General features: G+C 40.6%; 9 protein-coding genes. 8 read left to right on the forward strand and 1 reads right to left on the reverse strand.

Going from position 1 to position 12,550, the window contains the following annotated elements; all coding sequences use genetic code 11:
* Window positions 1–518: 518 nt before the first annotated feature.
* Window positions 519–2,132 carry a SpoIIE family protein phosphatase gene (locus LC653_RS34465; RefSeq protein ID WP_229499328.1) on the reverse strand — a complete coding sequence of 538 codons (1,614 nt, stop codon included), beginning with the start codon at window positions 2,130–2,132 and terminating at the stop codon, window positions 519–521.
* Between the two features lie 1,117 nt (window positions 2,133–3,249).
* Between LC653_RS34465 and LC653_RS34470 the strand changes: the two genes are divergently transcribed.
* The 8 genes from LC653_RS34470 to LC653_RS34505 all read left to right on the forward strand — a co-directional run bounded on the left by LC653_RS34470 (window position 3,250) and on the right by LC653_RS34505 (window position 12,512).
* The gene (locus LC653_RS34470) at window positions 3,250–3,999 is read left to right on the forward strand and encodes a VOC family protein (protein WP_229499330.1); all 750 of its coding nucleotides are present in this window, start codon (window positions 3,250–3,252) and stop codon (window positions 3,997–3,999) included.
* 100 nt (window positions 4,000–4,099) lie between these two features.
* Entirely contained in the window at window positions 4,100–4,666 is a 567-nt protein-coding gene (locus LC653_RS34475) for a hypothetical protein (RefSeq protein ID WP_229499331.1), read from the forward strand.
* Window positions 4,667–4,797: 131 nt separating this feature from the next.
* Window positions 4,798–5,448, forward strand: a complete 651-nt coding sequence (locus LC653_RS34480; RefSeq protein ID WP_229499333.1) for a DJ-1/PfpI family protein — start codon at window positions 4,798–4,800, stop codon at window positions 5,446–5,448.
* Between the two features lie 28 nt (window positions 5,449–5,476).
* Window positions 5,477–6,091, forward strand: a complete 615-nt coding sequence (hxlB, locus tag LC653_RS34485; RefSeq protein ID WP_229499335.1) for a 6-phospho-3-hexuloisomerase — start codon at window positions 5,477–5,479, stop codon at window positions 6,089–6,091.
* 50 nt (window positions 6,092–6,141) lie between these two features.
* Complete coding sequence (locus tag LC653_RS34490) at window positions 6,142–6,771, forward strand: DJ-1/PfpI family protein (RefSeq protein ID WP_229499337.1); 630 nt, start codon at window positions 6,142–6,144, stop codon at window positions 6,769–6,771.
* Window positions 6,772–7,023: 252 nt separating this feature from the next.
* Window positions 7,024–8,865: an AGE family epimerase/isomerase gene (locus tag LC653_RS34495; protein ID WP_229499339.1), complete on the forward strand. Its 1,842-nt coding sequence runs from the start codon at window positions 7,024–7,026 to the stop codon at window positions 8,863–8,865.
* A 170-nt stretch (window positions 8,866–9,035) separates the two neighbouring features.
* Window positions 9,036–10,502: an NAD(P)/FAD-dependent oxidoreductase gene (locus LC653_RS34500; protein ID WP_229499341.1), complete on the forward strand. Its 1,467-nt coding sequence runs from the start codon at window positions 9,036–9,038 to the stop codon at window positions 10,500–10,502.
* Between the two features lie 324 nt (window positions 10,503–10,826).
* Window positions 10,827–12,512 (forward strand): methyltransferase, encoded by a 1,686-nt coding sequence (locus LC653_RS34505; protein ID WP_229499343.1) that lies wholly within the window; start codon window positions 10,827–10,829, stop codon window positions 12,510–12,512.
* The last annotated feature ends 38 nt before the right edge of the window (window positions 12,513–12,550 follow it).

Consider the following 12,550-nt stretch of genomic DNA (forward strand, 5'->3'; position numbering starts at 1 on the left):
TAAAAATGCTTCCCGAAATGCCTGAGCCTATTTTATTAACCCAGATTTTTGCCAAGCTTACTTCTTTAGGACGTATTCATCCCGTTTCTACAGGCATTGAACCCTCGTAAATTGGCTAAGGTATTGAGACTTAGGATGCCCTTTTAGTAGACCTTCTATGAAAATAGGGAACAAGTGACAGGGATAGAGAAAGTCAAATTTTTATAGCAATCCTATTTGAATTGCAAACAAGAGGAGGTTTGAATAAGGTTTCCAAGCAGGAGACTGTGTTTATAACTCATTTAGGATCGCTATATTCGTTGTTCTCAAATCTGTTGATAGTCGCTCTTGGAAAAGTTCAGGAGTGGTGAGTGAATTCGACGTAAGCGCTCAGTTGAACGCTGAGTGCTCACGCCGAAGTTCAGATATTCAGATATAAGGAAGCCTTATCTCCGACTCCTCGCTGAGTAACCCCATAGTTCAAACTAGGGGATTGAAATTTTGTCCCTTTTTCCTGCACCCTCTTGACAAATGTGCAATTATCTTAGCCTCTCACTGATGATTTGCTGCACAGCTAGCATGGTAATATCATCAAACTGTGGTGCCTGATCAATGTGATTGAACAAATTAGTTTTGATACGCTCCAGTAAGTCAGATGGTGAAGAAACAGGCTGCTCGAGTAGGGATAGCAGTCGTTTAAGAGTAAAAAACTCACCTTTAGGGGCACGAGCTTCTGTTACCCCGTCGGTATAGCCAATTAAAATGTCACCCTGTTCTAGTTGAACCTGGTGTATTTTAAACTTCGCATCCGTCATCATTCCCACAGCTGGCCCGGTAGATTTAAGACTCTCCTTTACTCCTTGGGAGTTGATAATAAAGAGAGGTTCATGTCCAGCATTAATGTAGGTTAGCGAGTTTGTTAAGGGATTCAGCACTCCAAAAAAGAGCGTGGCAAACATACCCATCTGAGCATGATTTTGGGTAATGTAGTTGTTTGTAAGTTCCACAGCTTTGAGTGCATTAATTTGGTCTAAACAGGTTGTAGAAAGTGTCTCAATTTCACAACAAAATAATTCGTCGTTGCTAACTATAGACAATCCGTATAAGCTAGTTTGTCCAGAAAAAACTCGGATTAAGCTGCGGAACAAAGCCATAAATAATGCAGCACCCACACCCTTATCGCAAACATCAGCAATCACCAACCCCAAGTAGTCACCCGGAAGCATGAAAACGTCATAGAAGTCACCGGCTACCTGACGAGCCGGATAGAAACACGTTGCAATCTGCAAATTGGGCAATTTTGGTATTTCAGTAGGGAGAAAATCTATCTGAATCTGCCTGCCTTTTTCTAGTTCATCGTCAAGCGCTTTTTTAGCTTTGGTAAGTTGATTGGTTTGCTGATTTATCAGACGTGTTGCTAGTTTATGAATTTGAGCTTGAGCTACTAATAATTGATGTATATCTAACAACTTATAAACTTCATGCTCAAATTTTACTACTAGGGGTTCAGTAAGTAACTCTGGAGGTCTTTGTAAACACCGACTAGCTGCTTTGACAATTAACGTATCGTTAGGAAAAACCAATACATCAGTTTCAATATAAGCGTATAAACGACTCAAAGGTGCGCTGAAAAACAGTTCTCTTGCGTAGGGACGGCTAATAATTTTTAAGAATCGTTGCCGCGAAATTTTCCCCTTAAACTTACCTTGGTCTGTCAAAATCGCTCCTGGGAGCAGCGGATTTTTTTCAAAAGCTTTAGCTAGGTCTTCCCCTAGACAAGAGAGTTCTATTTGGAAATCATAAAGCAACATCTCTTCAAGAGTTGACTCCAATTTCAGGTTCTCAAGTGATTCCCTAGAAGCTTCTTGCTTAAAGTTAGACTCTGGAATATCTTGGCTCTTGGCGAGGGTTAGTTGGGCGTTGCTAGTAACCTCTATCGGCAGACTATTAATATTTAATAACTCATCGATCAGTAGGGATGATTGATCCTGTAAACTTTCAAATTGGTCATCAGACACTGGTACGGTAGAAGTGTACAAATCTCCAGAACCGCTGATAGATTCAACACAAGCTTCTACTTGAGGTAAGTCTACTAGCTTTTTGGCGTTGGCGTAGCCCGTCGTAGACATCGCTTCGTACTCTGCTTTTGACATTGGGGTCATCCTAGAAGCTCCTTTTGTCTATTTCTATTTAAAAATCGTCAGTTTCTTCTCGGTTCATAGCTTGATATCGTCTGGTGTCAGCCAAGTTATATTTGCCTCCTAATGTAGTCCTGTTTAACTTGACGACTACCGCTTTTAGTATAAAGTATGATTCTTTACAAAGAATCTAGCTAACGCCCTACTAAATTTTATAAATATATTTTACTAATACGCAATTTGTATAAAATACTGCAATTGTTGAGTTTAAAATATGTTGATTTTTTGATATTAACATCCTTATAGGACTCCTCCAAAGATTTTTGAAAACATACTAAGACTGAAAAGCCTGTTTTATCAGGGTTTTATCTGAAATCTTGTTCAAAAATTAGATATGAGTCCTATATTGTTACTGTTAAATCTTGAAACTGATAGAAAGCAGGATTTTTAATAAGTCAATCCTATTACCCAAGTATTTTTAGTTAAAACCAATACCATACTGAAAGATAAAGCTTTGGAATAGAGGTCTATAAAGTTAGATAGTAATGGTTTCTTGCCTAACATACTCTTAAAAAGAGCAATGTATGTCAGGATATTTTAATATAACTTTTTTAACCAAAAAGTAACCTAATGTTAAACCAGAGTTATCCAAGATTTAAATGTTTTGTAAAACTATACAAGTGAGCCGACTTGTATAGATAAGCTCATAAGTAATCTTTAATAGAACTGCACCTTTGGATTTAAGCAACGAACCGTAAATTAAACATAAGACGAATCGAGGTTGACTGTGCTAAATACTTCTCAAAGGTTCTCGGCTTGGTAATCCTTAGCTTAACAAGCCAAGAAGGTGTTTAGACGGGTACATAGATTATTTTTCTATGCTTCATCTAAGCATATCAAGTTAAGCGTTCAAGTCTGCATTCCAATGCACTCACTGACGCTTTGAAAAATACTATGAAATAACTAATTAACCAAGACTTTTATCGCCACAGCCTTAGTCGAGTAGAGCTAGCGTATTGTCCTTAGTACGTGTGGTTTGTGGTTGGATATTTGAAGTCTGAAGTTAACTGGATAGCAGTGAGTACTGCTTGCTAAAGTTTTAATCAAATTTGCCACTTGAGAGGACGAAAGTATGGCTACATCACAAAAAGCTTACGCTGTTGAACAAAAAGTTCCTTCTGCTCTAAGCAAGGATTTGAGGGGGGTTCATCATATAGGTCTCACCGTTGAGGACATGGGAAAAGCCGTTGAATTTTACACTGAAGTATTAGGGGGAAAAATCATCATTCCCGAAATTGGCCTTGCTGGTGAGGTTATGCACAATACTCTGCTTCAAAAAGAGGAGATTGAAGCGATAGAAAAAGGAGTTGATCCAAAAAGCATTGGTATACCGAACCTAAGAGATGGTGAGGAGAATTTAGACATTTACTTTATTCAGTTTGATAACATTGTCCTGGAACTTCTGCAATATAGAGATGCTTCAGCACAACCTAATGGCTCAGTTGCTTTTCCAGCAAAAAATTCTTATTCTAGCCCTGCTTTCGTAAACTCAATGCACATTTCCTTTTATTTAAAAGATGATGTGAACGTTGATGAGTTTGTGAAAAATTTAGAAGCAGAGTGTCAAAAGCGTGGAATGGATCAGGTTCGGTGTAACCGCATCGTTCGTCTTAAATCAGAAGAAGAAAGGAAAAATACTAATCTTGAGTACAATTCGTGCAAACTATTTGACCCTTCTTTCGGAGATTTTGAAGGATGGACATTAGTTTACTTGAAGGGGCCTAACGGCGAGCAACTAGAATTTAATCAGGTACTTCGTAAAGCTAAAGTTCTTTTTGAAACGGCACAAGAGAATTTTCAAAAATCTAAGGCTGAAGTATAGAACTCGTTCGCTAGTAAATCTATGCGATCGCCTCCAAGTTATGCATAAATGATTTGCATTTTCTAAAATTTTACTTTCCAACAAACAGGAGCTAACTCTCATGCGCCAGCGAGTCAACTACTACAAAGAATTATCTGCTGACTATTCCAAACCTGGACTCGTTTCTAATGAGTTAAAAGCAAAGCTTATTCAACAATCTGAAGAACTAATCACCAAGAAAGAAGCGATACTGCCCCAAATTGGATCTGATTACCCAGCAGAAAAAATAGAAGAAGAAAATAAAGAATGGTGGCCTACTCATTGTGAGGCATTGAGACAGGGACGAGGCGACCTACTAACAGGTGAATATCGTGATGATCTGGTTTATTTATGCCAAGATGGGCACTATTTTGGTTTGAAGGAACAACAAGAGCGAGAGCTACATTGGTGGGCATTAATTGCACAACCAGGAGTCACCATGACTTGGCCAATTGTCATGTTTCATCACGAACATGTCTACTTTGAATGGAAGTGCTTAGATGATGAGACTAACGAAACTATTGCTAAGGGAAACGTGACCTTTGTTCGACGTGGCCACAGAGGTGCTGTTTACTTAAAAACTGAGCAGTTGACCTTTTATCGTGACGTTTACGCGCCTGATGAACTCGTAAGATTGATCAAAATCTAAGCTACAGCCCCACTCAAGGCTTCCGTCTTTATACTGTACTGATATCATCCGCAGTTTTTGGACGATTTACTCTAGAACTGCGGGTGTAAATCGGCAAGGTTAACTATATTAATAAAGGTAGCTAAGACGATATGACAATTACAAGTAAAGGCAAAATTGGTGTACTCATTGCAGAGTACTTTGGTGAAGTTGAGTATCAACAATTTAACTATTTTTTTCCTAAGCATGGATATAAGGTCGAATACATCTCTAATCTTTTGGATCAGGATAAACTCACCTTCAAAGGGCAAGAATATATCTCAGAAGCAACAGTTACAATTGATTTCAAGGATATTGAGCCAACTGATTACAACGGCATTATCCTCATTGGTGGGTATGCAATGGATCGCTTGCGATATCAAGTTACTCCTGCGCCTGGTCAACCCAACCAGTCCCCAGCTATAAAGTTTCTTCGTAAAGTTGTGATAGCAATGGATGCCAATAAATTGAAAGTTGGCACTATTTGCCATAGCCTGTGGTTGTTTTGTGCTGCTCCAGAACTTTTAAAGGGTCGCAAGGTTACCTGCATTCATAACATCATTGATGACGTAGAAAATGCTGGGGGAATTGTTATGTATGAGAATGGACAAACCCAACCTGTTTATGTTGATGGTAGTTTGATATCGGCACGACACCCTGGAGTTATCGATGAATTTATAACAGTATTTTTAAAGGAGCTTGAAAAGAAGGATAACTTAATGACAACAGCTATATCAAGACATACTTTATCAATACCCTCTTAAATTATTTATTACGAGGAAAAAAGAGTGCATGGCACAAATATATCAAAGTCCTTTTGACAATACAACTGTTATTACAACCACCCTCAAACAAAATCTTACTCAGGCGATTGAATTAGTTTTAGAAGAGAACAAACAAGTACTAGAAAAAATCAGTTACTCTGCTATTGAAAGATTCATGGAGGAAATTACGGGCGCAGAAAGAATATTTGTCACTGGAGAAGGCCGTAGTGGCTTAGTTATTCGTATGGTGGCGATGCGGCTGATACATTTAGGATATCAAATTAATGTTTTAAGTGATACCACTATATCATCACTGAAAAAAGGTGATTTGCTCATTGCTTTTTCTGGTTCGGGTAGCACAAGTAGTGTCACCATTATGGCTGCAAAAGTTAAAAAGATAGATGCACACCTTGTTGCTGTAACTACTCAGCCAGAGTCTGTTTTAGGAAAAATGGCTGATGTGTTGATCGAGATTAAAGCAGCAGCTAAACAAAGCAACACTAATCAGCAGTCAAAACAGTTTAGTGATTCTTTATTCGAGCAGTCCACACTGTTTTTGTTTGATGCAATATTTCATGTTTTGGCTGATAACTGGAACAATAGTGCAGATAGGATGTTGGCATTAGACGCAAACATTGAATAATGTTTATGTCTAATTTTTAGAAATATAAAATACAACAACTTAGGAACGTTATGACAACCCAAACAAAAGGCAAAATTGGTGTACTCATTGAAGAACACTTTGATGAAATTGAATATCAACGCTTCAACAACTTTTTTCCAGAATATGGATATGAAGTAGAATACATTTCTAATCTTTGGAATCAAGATAAACTCACTTTCAAGGGAAATGACCACACAGCAGAAGTAACCGTGACAGTAGATATTAACAATATTAATCCTGCTGATTACAAAGGTATTCTCCTAATCGGTGGGTATGCAATGGATAGACTGCGTTATCAAGTCCATCCTAAACCTGGCCAACCTAACCAATCCCCAGCAGTAGAATTTCTCCGCAAGGCTGTGAAAGCAATGGATACTGATAATTTGAAGATTGGTACAATTTGTCATAGTCTGTGGCTGTTTTGTGCAGATCCAAAACTTATAAAAGGTCGTAAAGTTACTTGCGCTCACAACATTATTTGTGATGTCGAAAATGCTGGAGGAATTGTTGTATACGAGGGCAATCAAACCCCAGGCGTTTATATTGATGGCAACCTTATCTCGTCACAACACCCAGGAGTCGTCGAAGAATTTATGCGGGCATTCTTAGAGGAAATTGAAAATAAAAAACAGTTAACTAGCCCTGCTATAGTAGGTTGAACCAGTAAAGCTCAACCATAAACTTCAAAGATAAAGTCGCTGATCAAGTAGGAGAAATGACTATTTTATCAAATTAAGTGAACTTTATCTTTGAACCTATGACATTATCTGGAGAAAATTTTACCTCTGTTTAGTTTTAAGACGTTAATGTAACTAGTTTTTAATTTGTTAAAGGAAATCCATCAATATTTTATCGTTTTCCTTTAATGATTTGAAAGTGAAATTTACTCAAAGACTAAAGAAAATTTAGTTATGGAACATATGCATTTTCCTTATTCAGATTTAATCGCTGGGTATGTTACTTACTACGACCCGGAGAATGACATTTTTGGTATTAAAACATCAGATGGCAGAGAATTCGATGCGGCATTGAGCCACATGACTTATGCCAAACTGGTGCAGAACTTAGAAGAACCTTACCCAGATGCGACTGGTGCAATGAGATCAATGCTTGTGCCAGGTCGATATTTGTTTAGCTATGGAATTTTCTATCCTGATAGTTCTAAATTTGAAGCCAAACAAATTGTATTTGTCGGTAGAACGGAAAACGATTATGTTTTTGAGAAACCCCACTGGTGGGTAAATCAGATTCAATCGGTGGCAAGTTTTTACCTCAAAGCTCAGTTCGGGGAAGGAGAAATTGACTACCGCAACTATCGCACCGATCTGACTTTAGCCGGTGCTAAACAAACCTATAATTACCGCCAAGAAACTGATACCATTTCGCGGATGGTGTATGGATTTGCCACTGCTTATATGTTGACTGGCGAAGATAAGTTTCTAGAAGCTGCCGAAAAAGGTAGCGAATATCTGCGTGAACATATGCGGTTTGTGGATTTAGATGAAGGGATTGTCTATTGGTATCATGGCATTGATGTGCAGAGCGATCGCTCCGTCTCGCCCTTCGGGCTGCGCGAACAGAAAATCTTTGCTTCTGAATTTGGTGATGACTATTACGCTATCCCAGCCTATGAGCAGATTTACGCTCTAGCCGGGCCGATGCAAACTTACCGAATTACAGGCGATCCGCGCATTTTGAGCGACGCTGAATTAACAGTCAAGCTATTTAACGACTTTTTTCTAGATAAAAGTGAGCATGGCGGCTACTTCTCTCATATTGACCCTGTAACCTTAGACTCTCATAGCGATTCTTTAGGTAACAACAAAGCGAAAAAGAACTGGAACTCAGTCGGCGATCATGCTCCAGCTTATTTGATTAATCTTTGGTTGGCTACCGGAAATCCGAAATACGCCAAGATGCTGGAGTATACTTTTGATGCGATCGCTAAACGTTTCCCCGATCCAGAAAATAGTCCATTTGTTCAAGAACGGTTCCACGAAGATTGGACGGCTGATCCCGGTTGGGGATGGCAACAAAACCGCGCTGTGATTGGTCACAATCTCAAAATTGTCTGGAATCTGATGCGGATGTACAGTCTCAAATCCAAAGACGAGTATATCGAACTAGCAGAAAAAATTGCCCAAATCATGCCTGAAGTTGGTAGTGACCAACAGCGTGGCGGATGGTACGACGTGGTGGAACGCATTCTTGAACCTGGTCAAACTAATCACCGCTTTGTTTGGCACGATCGCAAAGCTTGGTGGCAGCAAGAACAAGCTATTTTAGCCTACCTGATTTTGGCAGGTTTGCTCAAAAATGAGGAATATCTGCGTTTGGCTCGGGAATCGGCTGCTTTTTATAACGCTTGGTTCTTAGATAACGAAGATGGTGGTGTTTACTTTAACGTTCTCGCTAATGGCATTCCCTATCTAGTTAGTGGAAATGAGCGGCGCAAAGGTTCACACTCCATGAGTGCTTATCACTCCACCGAGTTGTGCTATCTGGCGGCTGTCTACACCAATCTCTTGATTCACAAGCATCCGATGGACTTTTACTTTAAACCATTACCAGGAGCATTTCCCGATCATCTTCTGCGAGTGTCACCGGATATTTTACCCCCTGGAAGTATCAAAATTGGTGCTTGTGAAATCAATGGGGAAGCCTACACTAACTTTGATGCCGAAAATTTGACAGTGAAGTTACCAGAAACATCAGAACAGATCAAAGTCAAGGTTCGGATTGTCCCTAACTAAGTAAGTAGGTAAGAACTAATCAACTTATGTTACATCAGGTAGTATTACTTCAACTCGCTTGTAGTAAGGGCTTCAGTCCTTAAATCGGGCTAGAGCCGCTTACTACAAACCTTTAATTATTCACGCCCACCTAACTAGCAACTGAGTAATTTATTCTAAGGAGAAAAATCATGTCTATTGTGCCAAGCTCTACACAAGTATTAGTGATTGGTGGTGGCCCTGCTGGTTCTACTGCTGCTACTCTGTTGGTTCGTGAGGGCTTTGATGTGACGTTATTAGAGCGGGAAGTTTTTCCACGCTATCACATTGGCGAATCCCTTTTGCCTGCGGCTTTGGAAATATTTGATTTGTTAGGTGTCCGTGAAAAAGTGGAAGCTCATGGCTTCCAACACAAACCTGGCGCTTATATAGATTGGAACTCTGAGGGATGGAATGTTAAATTTGAACGCTTGAACGAGAACCAAACCTACAGTTTTCAAGTTCGCCGCGACGAATTTGACCAATTGCTTTTGGAACACGCTAAAAGCCAAGGAGTAAAAGTCTTTGAGGGAACTGAAATCAAGAGTGTGTCTTTTGAGGGTGATCGACCCCGGAGTGCTACTTGGTCTCAAACCGTTGGCGGCGATCGCCATACTGGTGAAGTGTCTTTCGATTTTCTGATTGATGCGTCAGGTCGTGCTGGAGTTATGGCAACACAGTACTTGAAAAACCGCCACTTTCCTAGCACATTCCAGAACATCGCTACTTGGGGATACTGGAAGAATGCCGAAAGATTACCTGACGGTTTCGATGGTGCGATCGCTACCGTTACCGTTCCCGATGGCTGGATGTGGGCAATTCCACTTTCTGATCAAACAATGAGCGTGGGTGTGGTGATGCACAAGTCAACCTACAAGCAAAAACGAAATGCATCATTGCAAGATTTGTATGCAGGGGCGATCGCAGATAGTCCCGTAGTCAAGAAGATGCTTGCACAAGCCGAGTTGGTTTCAGAAGTGAAAGTAGAGCAAGATTACTCTTACACAGCCGATAGTTTTTCTGGCCCAGGCTACTTCTTATTGGGAGATGCTGCCTGTTTTTTAGACCCCTTATTATCGACTGGTGTGCATTTAGCTATTTACAGCGCACTATTGGCAGCAGCCAGCCTAACTAGTTTGCAGCGTGGTGAAATCAAAGAGGAACAAGCAATAGGTTTCTTTGAGAAAAGTTTGAGTCAAGCTTACCTGCGCTTTATGATGCTGATCGGAGCCTTTTATGACAAGAACTGTCTATCGGAGAACTATCTTTCAATGGGTCAAAAACTGACTCGGCTATCCTCCGACCAGGTTCTGGCATTTATGCATCTAGCTTGTGGTACTGAAGATATGGCGGATGCTCAAAACCCCATACCCAACTCCATCTTTGAAGAAATACCCCAGCAGTTGAGAGAGAGACTTAATATTTTACACAACCAACAGGTGTCCGATGACATCAAAGATAAAAGTAGCGATTTGCTCAAAACAAATGCCGAATTTTTCGAGGCAGTTGATGGCTTCTTATTACGAACAACACCAGGGGCGGGTGATGACCTGTATGTCGTAACGCAACCAAGGCTAGGATTAGCACAGGCAAAGGTTCCTGCTCTACAGAATGTTTAAGTAGTAGGTAACTCGTAAAATCTTTGCTTTTCCCTCTGTACTACGGCAGTTTGCTCAAGTCGGAAAACCGGCCTACGCAACTGCCTTCCTCTATACCACCGTGCTTAAAAAGTAATTTCTTTAACTGCAATAAATAAATGCAATAAGCACAGAGATAAGTTCGGACAGCGATTTCCGAGAGTTTGTAGACGCTTCTTCATCCTCAATCCCTATTTGAAGACAGCTACTCATGGGAAAAAGCCACAACCAAACATAAAAAAGGTTTTCTCCCACACTCCCTACTCCCTTTTTCAAGCTAATGATGGGAAAATCACACAATCAACGATGAACAAGGTTTCTTCCCCTATTCCCTACTCCCCACCCGCTACTCCCTTTTTCAAGTTAGACGGTATGCAGTTCTGGGATGCAAGCCGTGTATCCCTTCCCAAGTACAACCTGTTCTCTCCAGAATTCTTTGCCAGTCCTTATAGTGTTCTTAATCAGATGCGGGAGGAAGACCCCGTATACTTATTGGAACCTACAAATTGGTGGTTTGTAATGCGTTATGATGACGTGCTGACCATCTTCCGAGATCCAGTTCATTTTAGTGTCAACAGACCTGGAGGAGTTGCATATTCTCAAACCCCGAATGCCGCTCCGGGTCAGCTAGAGGATTATGTAAGGCGTGTGGCTGAGTTCTGTTTCTTTTCTGATACTCCTCAACATACATACTTGCGAAGGATAGCTAGTCGAGTATTTATGTCAACCATGTCCTTTAAGGAATTCTCTATCCAAAATATTGTTGATGAACTGCTCAACAATATTCAGGATCAAGGCAAAATGGACGGTTGTGTGGACTTTTCCGAGCCTCTGCGGTGTTTTGCGATCGCTTCGGCAGTTTGCTTATGCCGGGGAACCCGTCCACCGCAACTGCCTCACCATTCTGTTTTTGCAATTACTAGGAGAACAACAATGACCCAAGCAACAAGTAAAGCTCCAATTAACAAGCTTCACAAACCCCAAACAGATGGTACACAGGTTTGGGATGCGATCGTTGGTCTGCACACTTACCCAACTGTACTAGTTGCTCATGAACTGAAACTGTTTCCACTCTTAGCAGAAACGCCACGCACTTTACAAGAGATTTCCCAAAATCTTAACCTTGCACCACGAGCAACAGGAACGCTCTTATCTGTATGTGCATCGCTGGGTTTTATCCAAATAAAAGATGAGTACTACTCTCTGACAACCGTTGCCCAAGAGTATTTGCTAGAAACTAGCCCTACTTCTTTTTGCGGATGGTTGGATATGATGATTGCTAACGCCAATTCCTTCTCTTATGCAGGAATTAAGAAATCGATTTTAACAGATGCTCCGATTGTTTACGAAGGTGATTCTATCTACGAAATTCACGAACAAGAAGATAAAGATCAAGTCACCCGCACCTTTACAAAAGGTATGCATTCTGCTAGTGTCGCTCCCGCTTTGGTTTGGCCGGAAACTCTAGACCTTTCTGGCAATAGACATCTGCTGGATATTGCTGGGGGTTCTGGCGCTCACAGCATCGGCGCAACCTTGAAGTGGTCTAACTTGAAAGCGACAATTTTTGACATGGCACCAGTCTGCGAAGTTGCTCAAGAGTATATTGCTGAATATGGATTACGAGAGCAAATCAGCACTAAAGTTGGCGATATGTGGAATGACTCTTTCCCCTCTGCTGATTTGCACTTTTATTCGCTGATTTATCACAATTACGACCTTGAAAAAAATCGTTTTCTGACAAAAAAAAGCTTTGATAGTCTAGAACCTGGTGGACGCATCATCCTTCACCAGTGGCTATTTAATGATCGCCGCACAGGGCCATTAGCCACAGCAGGATACAACGTGATGATGCAGATTTGGTGCGCTGGCGGACAAGAATATTCAGGTCTGGAGTTGTCTACCCTACTTGCAGAGGTTGGGTTTGTTGATATTGAAATTAAACCAACATTTGGCTATTGGAGTATTGTAACTGGTCGAAAGCCAGAGTAGGTGATCGCGAGTCAACCAGTGATGTGGGTGAAATTTGC

Source organism: Nostoc mirabile CHAB5784, assembly GCF_020829645.1.
In the GTDB taxonomy this organism is placed as follows: Bacteria; Cyanobacteriota; Cyanobacteriia; order Cyanobacteriales; family Nostocaceae; genus Nostoc; species Nostoc mirabile.